Origin of the sequence: Dyella flava (genome assembly GCF_016904955.1) — a bacterium.
Classification (GTDB): Bacteria; Pseudomonadota; Gammaproteobacteria; order Xanthomonadales; family Rhodanobacteraceae; genus Dyella_B; species Dyella_B flava.
In genome coordinates this window covers 125,755-139,661 of record NZ_JADIKE010000039.1, presented here as the reverse complement: position 1 = coordinate 139,661, position 13,907 = coordinate 125,755, and the positions used below count along the sequence as shown (strand labels likewise).

At 60.6% G+C, this 13,907-nt stretch carries 13 protein-coding genes; 5 read left to right on the top strand and 8 right to left on the bottom strand.

Annotated features, from left to right (window positions below):
• Positions 1-424: 424 nt before the first annotated feature.
• Positions 425-2,602 (top strand): catalase/peroxidase HPI, encoded by a 2,178-nt coding sequence (gene katG, locus ISP19_RS19080; RefSeq protein ID WP_204684006.1) that lies wholly within the window; start codon positions 425-427, stop codon positions 2,600-2,602.
• 193 nt (positions 2,603-2,795) lie between these two features.
• Here the strand turns inward: katG and ISP19_RS19075 are convergent, their stop codons facing one another.
• Entirely contained in the window at positions 2,796-3,356 is a 561-nt protein-coding gene (locus tag ISP19_RS19075; RefSeq protein ID WP_204684005.1) for a response regulator, read from the bottom strand.
• Between the two features lie 110 nt (positions 3,357-3,466).
• Entirely contained in the window at positions 3,467-3,871 is a 405-nt protein-coding gene (locus ISP19_RS19070; protein ID WP_204684004.1) for an RNA-binding S4 domain-containing protein, read from the bottom strand.
• Between the two features lie 59 nt (positions 3,872-3,930).
• Here ISP19_RS19070 and ISP19_RS19065 point away from each other — a divergent pair, with 59 nt between their 5' ends.
• Positions 3,931-4,542, top strand: coding sequence for a trimeric intracellular cation channel family protein (locus ISP19_RS19065; RefSeq protein WP_204684003.1), 612 nt, complete (start codon positions 3,931-3,933; stop codon positions 4,540-4,542).
• 3 nt (positions 4,543-4,545) lie between these two features.
• On the opposite strand, the gene ISP19_RS19060 is transcribed toward ISP19_RS19065, so the two are convergent.
• From ISP19_RS19060 to htpX, 3 genes are all read right to left on the bottom strand, one after another.
• On the bottom strand, positions 4,546-5,451 hold the full coding sequence (locus tag ISP19_RS19060) for an AEC family transporter (protein ID WP_204684002.1): 906 nt from the start codon (positions 5,449-5,451) through the stop codon (positions 4,546-4,548).
• Between the two features lie 67 nt (positions 5,452-5,518).
• Complete coding sequence (gene htpG, locus ISP19_RS19055; protein ID WP_204684001.1) at positions 5,519-7,390, bottom strand: molecular chaperone HtpG; 1,872 nt, start codon at positions 7,388-7,390, stop codon at positions 5,519-5,521.
• Positions 7,391-7,580: 190 nt separating this feature from the next.
• The gene (gene htpX, locus ISP19_RS19050) at positions 7,581-8,474 is read right to left on the bottom strand and encodes a protease HtpX (RefSeq protein WP_204684000.1); all 894 of its coding nucleotides are present in this window, start codon (positions 8,472-8,474) and stop codon (positions 7,581-7,583) included.
• Positions 8,475-8,616: 142 nt separating this feature from the next.
• Between htpX and gluQRS the strand changes: the two genes are divergently transcribed.
• Entirely contained in the window at positions 8,617-9,483 is an 867-nt protein-coding gene (gene gluQRS, locus ISP19_RS19045) for a tRNA glutamyl-Q(34) synthetase GluQRS (RefSeq protein WP_204683999.1), read from the top strand.
• A gap of 143 nt (positions 9,484-9,626) precedes the next feature.
• Complete coding sequence (gene phbB, locus ISP19_RS19040; protein WP_204683998.1) at positions 9,627-10,367, top strand: acetoacetyl-CoA reductase; 741 nt, start codon at positions 9,627-9,629, stop codon at positions 10,365-10,367.
• Positions 10,368-10,416: 49 nt separating this feature from the next.
• Here phbB and ISP19_RS19035 read toward each other — a convergent pair whose 3' ends face one another.
• Positions 10,417-11,202, bottom strand: a complete 786-nt coding sequence (locus tag ISP19_RS19035; protein ID WP_204683997.1) for a tRNA threonylcarbamoyladenosine dehydratase — start codon at positions 11,200-11,202, stop codon at positions 10,417-10,419.
• 146 nt (positions 11,203-11,348) lie between these two features.
• On the opposite strand from ISP19_RS19035, the gene ISP19_RS19030 reads away from it, so the two are divergent.
• Positions 11,349-11,738, top strand: coding sequence for a cytochrome c (locus tag ISP19_RS19030; RefSeq protein WP_204683996.1), 390 nt, complete (start codon positions 11,349-11,351; stop codon positions 11,736-11,738).
• A 19-nt stretch (positions 11,739-11,757) separates the two neighbouring features.
• Here ISP19_RS19030 and ISP19_RS19025 read toward each other — a convergent pair whose 3' ends face one another.
• Positions 11,758-13,302 (bottom strand): glycosyltransferase family 39 protein, encoded by a 1,545-nt coding sequence (locus tag ISP19_RS19025; protein WP_204683995.1) that lies wholly within the window; start codon positions 13,300-13,302, stop codon positions 11,758-11,760.
• A 286-nt stretch (positions 13,303-13,588) separates the two neighbouring features.
• The gene (locus ISP19_RS19020) at positions 13,589-13,891 is read right to left on the bottom strand and encodes an Mpo1-like protein (RefSeq protein WP_204683994.1); all 303 of its coding nucleotides are present in this window, start codon (positions 13,889-13,891) and stop codon (positions 13,589-13,591) included.
• Between the last annotated feature and the right edge of the window lie 16 nt (positions 13,892-13,907).

Below are 13,907 nucleotides of genomic sequence, written 5' to 3'. Positions count from 1 at the left end.
CTCGTCAGCGAATTTTTCACCGCGGCAAAACATTTGGAGGTTTATGGTGCGGCGCCGCAAGCGGGCTCGGCCATCCTGACGCAAAGACGTCATAGCCGTGGACTATGGAGAAGATTGGAAAAATCGAATTCACAGGCGCGAACCCGGCGGCTACATTCGAGCGGCAGCGAGCTTATGCGAGCCACTGACCTACTCGTAGAAAGGAACACGCGATGAGCAACGACTGTAGGCCTTTCAACCCGCGGCTTCCCGTCACGGATAACCACACTCGCCTCTCCGCTAGCCCGTCGCCGGTGCTGGATTGCCGGCCCATCAGGGGGCTAACGCATCACAAGCTGTCATAGGCAGGAGTCATTTCAATTATCGAACCCTGGATTCCAAACCGACCCAAATAGCTGGAAGCAAACAACCAGAGGTGGTGAACATGTCAACCGTAGCAAAGTGCCCGTTCAACCACGTCGCCGGCGGCGGCGCGACCAACACGGACTGGTGGCCGAACCAGTTGCGTTTGGACATCCTGCATCAACACTCGGCCAAATCCAGCCCCCTCGGCAAGAAGTTCAACTACGCCGAAGAGTTTAAGAAGCTGGACTTTGAGGCGCTGAAAAAGGACCTGCGCGCGCTGATGACCGACTCTCAGGATTGGTGGCCGGCCGACTTCGGCCATTACGGCCCGCAGTTCATCCGTATGTCCTGGCACGCTGCCGGCACCTACCGCATCGCCGATGGCCGTGGCGGCGCCGGTCGTGGCCAGCAGCGTTTTGCGCCGCTCAACAGTTGGCCGGATAACGTCAACATCGACAAGTCACGTCGCCTGCTGTGGCCGATCAAGCAGAAGTACGGCCAGAAGATTTCCTGGGCAGATTTGCTGATTCTCACCGGCAACGTCGCGCTGGAGACGATGGGCTTCCGTACGTTCGGTTTCGGTGGCGGCCGCGAGGACACCTGGGAACCGGATCAGGACGTCAATTGGGGGGATGTCCAGAAAAAATGGCTGGGCGATCGCCGTGATCCACAAACCAACGAATTACCCCAACCGTTCGGCGCCAACGAACTCGGTTTGATCTACGTCAACCCAGAAGGCCCAGGCGGCAAGCCGGATCCGCTTGCTGCTGCCAAGGAGATCCGCACAACCTTCGGCCGCATGGCGATGAACGATGAGGAGACCGTCGCGCTGATCGCGGGCGGCCACAGCTTTGGCAAGACCCATGGCGCCGCGCCGGAGTCACACAAGGGACCCGAGCCAGAGGGAGCCCCGATCGAACAGCAGGGCCTTGGCTGGAAGAGCGACTTCCGCAGCGGCAAAGCCGGCGATGCGGTCGGCAGTGGCCTGGAGGTGATTTGGACCACCACGCCGGCCCAATGGGGCAACAACTTCCTCGAAAACCTGTTCAAGTACGAGTGGGAGCTGACCAAGTCGCCAGGCGGCGCCCATCAGTGGGTGGCCAAGGATGCCGAGGCGATCATCCCGGATCCGTTCGACAAGTCGAAGAAGCGCCTGCCGACCATGCTGACCACCGACCTCTCGCTGCGCTTCGACCCCGCCTACGAGAAGATTTCGCGCCGCTTCCTGGACAACCCGCAGGCGCTCGCCGAGGCCTTCGCTCGCGCCTGGTTCAAGCTGACCCACCGCGACATGGGCCCGCGCGCACGCTACCTCGGCCCGGAAGTGCCCAAGGAAGAGCTGATCTGGCAGGATCCGATTCCGGCAGTCAATTACAAGCTGATCGATGATGCGGACGTGGCCGCGCTCAAGGCCAAGGTGCTGGCCTCGGGCCTCAGCGTCGCCGAATTGGTCGGGACCGCCTGGGCCTCGGCCTCCACTTTCCGTGGCACCGACAAGCGCGGCGGCGCCAACGGCGCACGCATCCGCCTTGCCCCGCAGAAGGATTGGGAGGCCAACCAGCCGGCCCAACTGGCCAAGGTGCTCAAGACGCTCGAAGGCATCCAGGCCGACTTCAATGCAGCGGCCACCAGCGGCAAGAAAGTGTCGCTGGCCGACCTGATCGTGTTGGCCGGCAACGCTGGCGTCGAGAAGGCGGCGAAGGACGCTGGCGTCAACGTGACGGTGCCATTCAAACCAGGTCGCAACGACGCCACCCATGAACAGACCGACGTGGAATCGTTCACCGTGCTCGAACCGCTCGCCGATGGCTTCCGCAATTACCTGAAGGGTGAATACGCCGTGCCTGCCGAGGCATTGCTGGTCGACAAGGCGCAATTGCTCACGCTTACCGCGCCCGAGATGACGGCATTGGTAGGGGGGCTGCGCGTCCTGAACGCCAACCACAAACAGTCCAAGCATGGGGTCTTCACCAAGCAACCAGGGGTGCTGACCAACGACTTTTTCGTCAACCTGCTGGACATGGGCACGGAGTGGAAACCCACCTCTGACAAGCGGGATGTGTTCGAAGGACACGATCGCAAGACAGGCGAACTCAAGTGGACCGGTACCCGTGCAGATCTCATCTTCGGCTCTAACTCGCAGCTTCGTGCTCTGGCTGAGGTCTATGGAAGTGCGGATGCCAAGGAAAGGTTTGCACATGACTTTGTCGAGGCATGGAGCAAGGTGATGAACCTTGACCGCTTCGATCTTGCATAACGCCGACAATTAGGACGCCGGGCACGCAAAAACGCCGCAACGCTTATGCGCTGCGGCGTTTTTGTTTTTGCGAAGCGAAGAAAGTTACAGATGAGCCGTGAAATTGAATTGCGCAGCATCCTCATTCCCTCACTCCCAGGCGAGGAAACATGGCCTAGATCGCTGCCTTTTAGCTCATCGGGCAAACAGCCTCTCAGGCAGCCATGCCCGACACCGTATCGCTGATGCTTTTGTAAGGACTGACCGAAGCATTCGGAAGTGTGCTTGCGGGCGCCATGGTCGGCAGACGCGCAGGCAAGCGCCCGGCATGTACCAGCCGCTGAATGCTCTGCTGCACTTCGCGCAGGCCGAACGGCTTCTTGATGAAATCATCGGCGCCGAAGCGCTGCACATAGAACTGCTCGGTCGCCTGCTGGTTACCGCTGATCATCACGATCGGAATATGCTGCGTAAGTGGATCATGACGCAGCGCGCGAAGCACCGCGAAGCCGTTGATGCCCGGCAGGACGATATCCAGGAAGATCATGTCCGGCTGGTCGGTCTTGGCCAGTTCGAGCGCGCTTTCGCCATCGACTGCCTTCTGCACCGAATAGCCTTCCTGCCCCAGCATCTTGCCCAGCACCGCGCGAATGGTCGGCGAGTCGTCCACTACCAGCATCTTGGCGCCGGATGCCGCCTGGAGCGGCTGCCCATGATGGACAGCTTCCGGCGCGTGGTTACCAAGCAGGCGCTTGAAGAATTCGATCCCATTCATGGCATACCCCTAAGTCCGCTACTGCGTCTACTTTCATGGACGACTCATTCACGGCCGCCCTTATGGAAAGATGTTCACGCAGATTCATGCGAATTTCTGAGATGCGCTACTCATGAAGAATCCTTAAGCCGTCGCAATTCTCGACGTTCCTGTTTGTTTGGACGCGTGGGAGGCCGGTTCAAGCCCGCCCCACTCAAGCGCCGCAGTTCGCGTGCCTGTTCGCGCGCGGTGCGGCTGGCGTCGGTTTCCCGGTAAAGGAGCTGGGCGACACTGGCCGGGCCGCGCTGCTCGGCCAGCGCAAGAATCTCCAGTTCCAGCCGTTCCTCTCCCCGGGTCAGCCGAACCGTGTCACCCACATGCAGGACCTTGGCCGGCTTGCAGCCCATCCCATTCACGTCGACCTTGCCGCCATCGATGGCCTGCTTGGCCAGGCTGCGGGTCTTGTACATGCGGGCCGCCCAGAGCCAGACATCGGCACGGACTTCGGAGGGGACTTCGTGTGTCGCGTGATTCATCGGTGGCATTATCGGATCAACCGCCCATACATGGCAGATGCAAAGCACAGGGGATGGGAATGATTCTGTACCTGCTGGACCTCATCGGTGTGGCTGTCTTCGCGGTGAGCGGCGTACTGGTTGCTGCCCGTTCCGGCATGGATCTGCTCGGTGGCTTCGCCCTGGCGGCACTCACCGCCATCGGCGGCGGCACGCTGCGCGATGTGCTGCTCAATCGGCATCCCATCTTCTGGATTCGGGATGTGCGGTACCTGATCGTGATTCTGATCGCTGCCACGTTGACCATGATCTACATCAGCTTCCTGCCGCCACCGGGGTATAGCCTGTTGATCGCCGACGCGCTGGGGCTGGCGCTGTTTGCCATCAGTGGTGCTCAGGTCGCCGAGTCGACCCGGCATTCGCCCTTGATTGTGGTGCTGATGGGCACGATGACCGGCACTGCTGGCGGCATGCTGCGTGACGTAATGAGCGCGCGCGTGCCATTGATCTTTCAGCAGGACCTCTACGCTACGGCGGCGATCGCCGGCATCGTGGTGTATCTGGTGCTGCAGAAACTGAGCGCGCCACGTACGTTTGCCATCAGCATGGGGGTGCTGGTGATTCTTGGCATGCGCGTGCTCGCCGTGGTCTGGGGCGCGCATCTGCCGCGCCTGCATGCTGCGATGTCGTAGAAGCTAGTTCGAGGGCAGCAGCAGATTGCCCAATGGAATGGTCAGCAGCGAAAGCACGATGCCCGCGCCAAGCACGGCATTGGCAAGCGGCGGATCGAGTTTGTATTCATCAGCGAGGATCGCCGCCGAAATCATTGGCGCCATCGCTGCCTGCAACACGCCGACGGTAAGCACCAGACCACCGACACCCAGCGTCCGGCCCAGCAACCAGCAGAGCAGCGGCGCCAGCAGCAGCTTCCAGCCCAGGCCCCAGGCCAACCCGCCGGCATGTCCTTGGCCAAGCCGAAACTGGAACTGCATGCCCACCGAAAAAAGCGCCAGCGGACTTAGCGTCGCGCCAACCGGCGCAAGTACGCCATGCACAGGATCAGGCCAACCGCCCAGCCGCCCCACCGCGATACCGATGACCAAGGCCACAAAGGAAGGAAAGGTGAGAATGCGGCGCACAATCTGGCCGGCGTTCGGACTGCGGCCAGCGTAAATGGAAGCCACCACGATGCCTGCGGAAGCAAGCAGCGGAAAGGTGCCCAACTGATCGGCCACCACGGCTACGGATAGGCCCGGCTGTCCATGCAAAGCTTGCATCATCGGATAGCCCATGAACGAGGTGTTGCCCAGACCGCACACCAGGATCAAAGCGCCGATGCGCCCTCGCGACCATCCCAGGCGCGGTCCGAGCAGGCCGAACAGCAGCCAGGCACCGGCGAACACGATGGCCATCGCCACGACGGGAAACCATAACTGTGCGTTGAAGGCCACGTGCGGGATCAGGTCCAGCACCAACGCTGGCAGGGCGACGTAAATCACCCACCAGTTGATCCCCGGCACGATGCCGACAGGCGGATTTGCCCGTCGCGCCACCACGATGCCCAATGCGAGGCAGGCGAACAATAGGAGCAGCGCGGTCATCGGGTCCGTTCAAAACGAAGGCGACCGCAGTATAGCGGTCGCCTTGTACCTCGCTGACCTGTGCAAATCAGCCCAGCAGCACGCGATTCAAACGCTGCACAAAGGCAGCCGGATCGGACAGCTGCGCACCAGCTGCAATCTCGGCCTGCTCAAGCAACAGACCGGCGAGATCCTTGGCCTTCGCCTCATTGCTTTCTGCCTCGACGCGCTTGAGCAAAGCATGCTGCGGGTTGATCTCCAGCGTGGGCTTGCTCGATGGCATGTCGTGGCCTGCTTCGCGCAACAGCCGTGCCAGGTGCGGCGCCATTTCGTAATCCGACAAAGCCAGGCAGGAGGGCGAGTCGGTAAGACGTGCCGACACCTTCACATCGGCCACGCGATCACCGAGCAGATCCTTCAGCTTCCTCAACAGCGGCTCGGCCACCTTGCTGGCTTCTTCCTGCTGCTTCTTGCCCTCTTCATCCAAAGGCAGTTCGCCCTTGGCGACATTGCGCAGCTTCTTGCCGGCGTACTCGGTAAGGCTGCCGATCATCCACTCGTCAATGCGGTCGGACATCAACAGCACTTCGATACCTTTGGCCTTGAAGGCTTCCAACTGCGGGCTGCCGAGGGCAGCCGCGTAGCTGTCGGCAGTGATGTACCAGATGGCATCCTGCCCCACCGCCATGCGACCGATGTAATCATCCAGCGATACCTTCTGCGCACTACCTTCCCCCTTGGTGGAGGCGAAGCGCAAAAGCTTGGCGATGCGCTCACGATTGGCGTGGTCTTCGGCGATACCTTCCTTGAGCGTGTTGCCGAAGGCTTTATAGAAAGTATCGAATTTCTCCGGATCGTCCTTGGCCAGTTTTTCGATCAGGTCGAGCACGCGCTTCACGCAAGCCGACTTGATGCGCTCAAGCTGGCGATTCTGCTGCAGGATTTCGCGGCTTACATTCAACGGCAGATCGTCCGCATCGACCACACCACGCACGAAGCGCAGATAGTTCGGCAGCAGCTCTTCGGCCGCATCCATGATGAAGACGCGCTTGATGTACAGCTTGAGGCCTTTGCGCTCGTCACGGCCGCCCATCATCAGCTCGAACGGCGGCTGCGAGGGAAGATAGAGCAAGGTGGTGAAGCTCTGGCTGCCTTCCACGCGATTGTGGGTCCAGGCGAGGGCATCGTTGAAATCGTGGCCGAGCGACTTGTAGAAGCTCTGGTAGTCCTCGTCGCTGATCTCGCTCTTGGGCTTGGTCCACAACGCAGACGCAGCGTTGACGGTTTCCCATTCATCGGTGGGCTTGTCGTCCTTCTCGACCGGCATGCGGATCGGAAAGGCGACATGGTCGGAATAGCGCGTAATCAGCGAACGCAGTTCCCAGCGCTTGAGAAATTCGTCTTCATCCGCCTTCAAGTGCAACACCACGGCCGTGCCGCGCTGAGGCAGCTCGACCTGCTCAAGCGAGTATTCGCCCTTGCCATCGCTTTCCCATTTCACGCCTTCATTGGCGGGAGCACCTGCGCGGCGGCTCAGTACCGTCACCTTGTCCGCCACGACGAACGCCGAATAGAAACCCACACCGAACTGGCCGATCAGGCGCGCATCGCTCTTCTGCTCCGTGCTCATCGCCTCCAGGAAGCGGCGCGTGCCTGAACTGGCAATGGTGCCGATATTGGCGACCACTTCATCGCGGCTCATGCCCACGCCGTTGTCACGTACGGTGATGGTGCGGGCCTGTGGATCCCAGCTCACATCGATGTGTAATTCAGCATCGCCGGCAAGCAGCTCAGGCTTGGCGATGGATTCAAAGCGCAGCTTGTCGCAAGCATCAGAAGCGTTGGAGATCAGCTCGCGCAGGAAGATTTCCTTGTGCGAATACAGCGAGTGCGTCACCAGGTGCAGCACCTGGGCGACTTCGGCTTCGAATTTGCGGGTTTCGGCGGTGGTAGTAGTCATGATGTCGTCGAAAGTTTGTGGGAAACAGGAAAAAGATTCTTAACCCTCTTCCGTTTCGGAATGAGGGGCGGGGTGAGAGGGACAAGACTTGCCCAGGACATCTGCAAAGCTGTGCTCCGAACCTCGCTACCCCGCGAAGTTGGCCCCTCACCCTCCTCCCTCTCCATGGGGAGAGGGCATACATCCAGCATTACATCATCTGCTTTTGCAACGCCGCGATCCGCTCATCCAGTGGCGGATGGCTCATGAACAGGCGTTGCAGGCCTTGCGCCAGCGGCCCGGAGATGCCGAAAGCAGCCATCGTCTTGGGCAGGGTGCTCTCGCCATGATTCAGTTGCAGACGCTGCAAGGCGGAGATCATCGCGTTGCGTCCCGCGAGCTTGGCGCCCGCCGCATCGGCACGGAATTCGCGCCAGCGCGAGAAGGCCATCACGATCATGGAGGCGAACAGGCCGAACACGAGTTGCAGCACCATCACCGAGACGAAGTAGCCGATGCCATAACCTTCGCGGTTGTCGCGTCCGCCGGAAAGCCAGCTGTCGACCAGACGGCCGACGATGCGCGCCGCCACAATCACCAGGGTGTTCACCACGCCCTGGATCAAGGTCAGGGTCACCATGTCGCCATTGGCAACGTGGCCGATTTCATGGCCGAGCACCGCGGCGATCTGCTCACGGTCCATCTGTTGCAGCAAGCCCGTACTTACCGCCACCAGCGAGCTGTTTTTGGTCATGCCGGTGGCAAAGGCGTTCATTTCCGGAGCGTCGTAGATGGCCACCTCAGGCATGCCGATACCGGCGTTCTGGGCGTGACGGCGTACCGTGTCCAGCAGCCAGCGCTCGCCCTCGTTCTGCGGCTGTTCGATCACCCGGGCGCCGGTGGACATCTTGGCCATCCACTTGGACATGGCCAGTGAGATGAAAGCACCACCCATGCCGAACACCGCGGCATAAATAAGCAGCCCTTCCATGCCGCCATAGCCACGCGCGGCCGCCCACTGATCGATGCCAAACAGGTGGCAGACGATGCTTAGCAAGAACAGGACGGCGATATTGGTAAGAAGAAAGAGTGCGATGCGGCGCATAACTATCCCTAGGTCGTCACACTAAAAGAGAACAATGGTAATCCGGTGCGAGAGATTCGGGCAAAAACTTGGCTTTTCAAGACTTAAGCGAATGTCGCTGGCATGCCGTAGGCAGGTCAGTCAGGTTCCGTAAAATGAGCCGATGAGCTATCGCGGACGCTTCGCCCCCTCTCCCACCGGCCGGTTGCATGCAGGCTCCCTGGTTGCTGCCGTGGGCAGTTGGCTGTGCGCCCGCCATGCCGGAGGGCAGTGGCTGCTGCGCATGGAAGATATCGACCCGCCGCGTGAGGTATCGGGCTCGGCGGCATCCATCCTGGCCGCCCTGCCCGCCTTTGGACTGGTCGCAGATGCGCCCGTGATTTACCAGTCGTCGCGGATCGCCGCCTACGATGCCGCCTTTGAGCAGTTGCGCCGGGCCAGCCGGGTCTTTCCTTGCTGGTGCAGCCGGAGCGACCTGGCCGCCGCCGATGGCCTGCATCGCGACGGGCGCTGTATCGCGCCGGCCGATTTGGGTCGGGCGCCGGCGTGGCGCATCCGCGTACCGGACGAAGACATCCATTTTGTCGATGCCCTGCAAGGTCTGCAAAGCCAGCGCCTGCGGGAGGCCGTCGGAGACTTTGTCATCCGCCGGGTTGAGGGTTTCTACTCCTATCAACTGGCCTGCGTGGTGGACGATGCCTGGCAAGGCATTACCGATGTAGTCCGTGGCAGCGATTTGCTTGATTCCACGCCGCGTCAGATTTGGCTGCAACGCTGTCTGGGTTTCCCTACACCGCGTTACCTGCATTTGCCGCTGGTACTGGACAGCCAAGGTCGCAAATTGTCGAAGTCCGAGCGCTCGCGGGAGGTCGACCCCGCTGCCCCGCTGCCGAGCCTTCGCCGCGCACTGTCATTCCTTGGCATAAAACCCGATGAAAACGCGTGCGACGTATCCGGACTGCTCCATGCGGCACTCGCACATTTCAATCCGCGCAATTTGCCGCAATGCAGCGATCATCACGTCACATAACCCGGTATAAAGATCTGTGCGCAGTCGAAATATGTTCGTGATGGCGAGAACCGATAATCTTTCACGATGTCTGCGTATAACCCCATGTTGTCCGCACACAGCACGCGGCAACTTTCCCTCGCAGACAATCAAGGAGATCAGTCATGACACAGCGTACGGCATTGGTTACAGGCGGCACCGGCGGTATCGGCACCGCGATCGTGCGCTATCTGGTCAAGCAGGGGCACCGCGTCGCCACCAATTACCGCGACGAGGCCAAGGCTGACGCCTGGCGCAAGGCAATGTCAGCGGAAGGTATCGACGTCTGCATGGTGATGGGCGACGTCGCCGATCCGCAGTCATGCGAAGACATGATCAACGGGGTCCATCACAAATGCGGCCCAGTCGACATCCTGGTCAACAACGCCGGCATTACCCGCGACACCACCTTCCACAAGATGACCTACCAGCAGTGGATGGACGTGGTGAACACCAACCTCAACGCCTGCTTCAACGTTACCCGCCCGGTGATCGAGGACATGCGCACCCGCAAGTGGGGCCGCATCGTGCAGATCAGTTCGATCAACGGCCAGAAGGGGCAGTACGGCCAAGCCAACTACGCGGCGGCCAAGGCCGGCATGCATGGCTTCACCATTTCGCTGGCCCAGGAAAACGCACGCTTCGGCATTACGGTGAATACCGTTTCGCCCGGCTATGTAGCCACCGACATGGTGATGGCGGTGCCGGAAGAAGTACGCGAGAAGATCGTCGCACAGATTCCGGTTGGCCGTCTTGGCACGCCGGAAGAAATCGCCCATGCAGTGGCTTTCTTCACCACCAACGAAGCCGGCTGGATCACCGGCGCGAACCTGTCGATCAACGGTGGCCACTACATGGGGTGGTAAAAGACGGGGGTGGCAAAGGACGGTGCCGGTAAGCGACGAGTGCTGGCTCCTAAGGCGCCAGCACTTTCTCCAGCACCTTGCCGACCGCCGCGAAGGCAAAAGCCCCGGTCACGTGCGTGGCGGCCCCCAGGCCGCCACCGCAGGCAAGGTTCATCGCATCCCCTCCAGGCGGGCGCGTGCCGCAGACGGTTCCGTCGGGCTGCGGATACTGCACGTTCTGTAACGAGTAGACCGCCGATACACCGAAGTAGCGATCCGGATTGCGCGGAAAGCCGAAATCCTGACGAAGCTTCTTGCGGATCAGGCTGAACATCGCATCGTGTTCCGTACGCGAAAGATCGCGTACGCGAATCTGCGTGGGATCCGTACGACCGCCCGCCGAACCTACAGTCACCATCGGCAATTTGCGACGGCGGCACCATGCAATGGCTTCCAGCTTCACACGAAATGCATCGCAGGCATCCAGCACAACGTCGTAACCGCGATCGAGCAGTTCGTCGAGCGTTGAAGGAGTAAGAAAGCGCTCGATCGCTTCCAGGCGGATCGCCGGATTGATCGCCTGCGCACGCGCCGCGATCACCCCTACTTTAGGCTTGCCATACTCGCCATCCAGCGCATGCAGCTGGCGATTGGTGTTGGAGACGCACACCTCATCGGCGTCGATCAGGGTCAAGCGGCCCACGCCGCTGCGAGCCAAGGCTTCGGCGGCCCACGAACCCACACCGCCGATGCCGATCACGCACACGTGCGCCTGTGCCAGGCGGGCAACGCTGCCCAAGCCATACAAACGCTCTACACCATCGAAGCGCTCGCTTGGAAAGGTGACGCCACTCATGCCACGCCGCCGGCGGCCACTTCAGGGACGCAAAAATTCACGCTGATACCCGGATCAAGGAACACCGGGGTATTTTAACCGTGCATTCCCTGCCATATGGACTGCGCTATGCTCCGCCACTCATCGTCTCCAGGATAGGTATGGCAATGCGTGCAGCTCTCCTGATCGTGCTTGGACTGGCCATCGGCATCATCGGCACCGTATTCACCATGCGGGCGCTCGATGAACGCAATCCGTTGCCGCATGCGGTAATGGTGACCATGGGCTTCCATCGCCACCAGTTGCAGGAAGCGCTGAAGGGACAGCACTGCGACGCCACCGCGAACCTGGCGCAGTTGCAGCACATGCAGATGATCGCTGGCGATATTCCAGCCGCCTTCCTCGATGCTCCACAGCAGTTTCAGGATCTGGCCAGCCATCTGCGCTCGGCTTTGCAGACCGCCGCACAGTCAGCGCCTGCGGACTGTCCCGCAATGACCGCCGCACTCAAACCGGTGGACGGCGTCTGCAAGGAATGCCATCAGCAATTTCGTTGAATGCAGTTGCCGCTCATGCTCAATTCGGCGCGGGCTCATCAGGCGCAGGGAACATCAGGATGGTGATTTCCTTGCCTTGAGGAATCTCCACGGCCGGCGTGCCGAGGGCTGCCATGCGGGTCTTGAAGGCGGTTAGCTCTTCGCGCTTGCCCAAGGCAGAGCGGCCGTTTACGGCCCAGATGCGCCCACCCTGCTTCCAGCGCGCCACGGCCTGATCGAGCTGGGATGTGACCAGCGCATTGGCCTCGATCGGTGTGCCGTTCTTGGGCTGTAACACGGTGAGCATGGTGGGCGCATTCGGATCGGAAGTGAAGACCGTATCACCCGGGCGCACATTGGCGGCCAGCGTAGCGGCTGCCATATCCCAACGTGGCTTGGTTTCCACCCGGTAAACCGGACCGAGATTCACCGCCCCCATCAGGAACAAAGCCGTCACAGCCACCGGCAAGGCGCGACGCGGCAAGGCTGCGACGCCCACCCCCACCAACACAAAGAACGGCACCGCGCTCCACAGAATGTAGCGTGGCAGCAGCATCGACTTGAACAGCGAGATCGCCAATATCAGCAGTGGCAACACGATCACGCTCAGCAGCAGCACACGCCCTTCCAATCGGCTGCGCATACGCAACATACCCACACATCCGGCCAGTGCCACCATGGCGCCAAGCACGGGCACGGCCGTATGCAGCAGACCAAACTTCACGACGGCGGTCATGCGCATCAAATAGACGCTGCCTGCCACCACCCACAGATGCTTCAAGCTCAGCTCGGGAATCCAGTTGAAGTTCTGCAACATGTGGCCATCACTAGCGGCCAGGATCGCCGCATAAAAAGGCACGCAGCAGACAATGATCGCGCCCACGCTCAGCAGCCAATTGCGCAGGAAACCATGACGCAAGTCTGTCGAAGGCTCCGAATACAGGCCGCGCCAGATCAGGAGCAGCGAAAGATTGGAAGCGAGCAACCACGGCGCCGCATCCCCGATCACATCCAGTGCGGCGATGCTACCCAATACATACGTGGCCCAACCCCATCGTTCCGCATCGGCACGACGGATATCCAGCGAAGCGCTCACCGGGTCCTGAGCCAGCCGCAACAAGCCCCACAGTGCAATCGCAATCAGCAAGGTAACCAGTGTGTAGGAACGTGCTTCCTGCCCGTACTGCACCTGCAACGGCGACAGCGCCATCAGCAATCCGGCAACGATGCCCGCACCGCGACCGCCAATACGACGCGCGATGGCGAACACCACACCAGCCGACATAGCGCCGAACAGGGCCGAGGGAATGCGTAACCAGGCATCGTTGCCTTGGCCGAACTGGGAAAGCAATTGCAGCAACAGGAAATACGTGGGCATGTGCCGATTGGTGAAGCTGTCGGCAATCAGACCATTCACCCCAAGATGGATGCGCTGAGATGTTAACGCTTCGTCAAGCCAGAACGGCTGGTGATCGATACGGAACAGGCGCAACAACAAGCCAAGCACGAGGATCCCCAGCATCCAGGCGATATCGCCCGCAGGCCAGGCTTTGTTCAAGGGGGAACGTTTGCGATCGATCGCCATAAGGCACTCAGGCGGTGGCGATCATGTTGATCATAGCGACGCCACCACTTACAGGTGCCGCAGGGAGGGTGGAGTGATTCACGGACATAACCGTCCAGCGATCGGTCTCGGCAGGGGATGTGGAATCTAACGCGAACGATACGTATCGGTTGTCAGCTAATTATGACAAGTTGGTGGGCGTTCAGTCGCATGTTTTCACCGTGACTTGCGACCTATGCAAAAAAAGGGTCCGCGATCGCTGCACCACCACACAGAATCTTTACGACCTTGCGTGAAGCCTACACCATCAGATCTTGACTCGCCCGCGCAGCACTTCCCAATACATCACCCAATCGCCCATCAGGCTGTAAAGCGGATGCTGAAACGTCGCCGGCCGATTCTTCTCGAAAACAAAATGACCAATCCAGGCAAAGCCATAACCGGCAACCGGCGCCAGCCATAGCCACGCCAACCGGCCCGAAAACAGCGCGCACAGCACAATCAGCAATACCAGCGAGCTGCCGATGAAATGCAGACGGCGGCAACGGCGATCGCGATGTTCGTTCAGATAATAGGGATAGAAGTCATGAAAGCTGGCGAAAGCGGACATCAACGCACCTCCCGCT

What these genes read in the sequence shown, in the direction of transcription:
- katG (WP_204684006.1), top strand. Translation starts at nt 425, where the DNA reads ATGTCAACCGTAGCAAAGTGCCCGTTCAACCACGTCGCCGGCGGCGGC.
- ISP19_RS19075 (WP_204684005.1), bottom strand. Translation starts at nt 3,356, where the DNA reads ATGAATGGGATCGAATTCTTCAAGCGCCTGCTTGGTAACCACGCGCCG.
- ISP19_RS19070 (WP_204684004.1), bottom strand. Translation starts at nt 3,871, where the DNA reads ATGAATCACGCGACACACGAAGTCCCCTCCGAAGTCCGTGCCGATGTC.
- ISP19_RS19065 (WP_204684003.1), top strand. Translation starts at nt 3,931, where the DNA reads ATGATTCTGTACCTGCTGGACCTCATCGGTGTGGCTGTCTTCGCGGTG.
- ISP19_RS19060 (WP_204684002.1), bottom strand. Translation starts at nt 5,451, where the DNA reads ATGACCGCGCTGCTCCTATTGTTCGCCTGCCTCGCATTGGGCATCGTG.
- htpG (WP_204684001.1), bottom strand. Translation starts at nt 7,390, where the DNA reads ATGACTACTACCACCGCCGAAACCCGCAAATTCGAAGCCGAAGTCGCC.
- htpX (WP_204684000.1), bottom strand. Translation starts at nt 8,474, where the DNA reads ATGCGCCGCATCGCACTCTTTCTTCTTACCAATATCGCCGTCCTGTTC.
- gluQRS (WP_204683999.1), top strand. Translation starts at nt 8,617, where the DNA reads ATGAGCTATCGCGGACGCTTCGCCCCCTCTCCCACCGGCCGGTTGCAT.
- phbB (WP_204683998.1), top strand. Translation starts at nt 9,627, where the DNA reads ATGACACAGCGTACGGCATTGGTTACAGGCGGCACCGGCGGTATCGGC.
- ISP19_RS19035 (WP_204683997.1), bottom strand. Translation starts at nt 11,202, where the DNA reads ATGAGTGGCGTCACCTTTCCAAGCGAGCGCTTCGATGGTGTAGAGCGT.
- ISP19_RS19030 (WP_204683996.1), top strand. Translation starts at nt 11,349, where the DNA reads ATGCGTGCAGCTCTCCTGATCGTGCTTGGACTGGCCATCGGCATCATC.
- ISP19_RS19025 (WP_204683995.1), bottom strand. Translation starts at nt 13,302, where the DNA reads ATGGCGATCGATCGCAAACGTTCCCCCTTGAACAAAGCCTGGCCTGCG.
- ISP19_RS19020 (WP_204683994.1), bottom strand. Translation starts at nt 13,891, where the DNA reads ATGTCCGCTTTCGCCAGCTTTCATGACTTCTATCCCTATTATCTGAAC.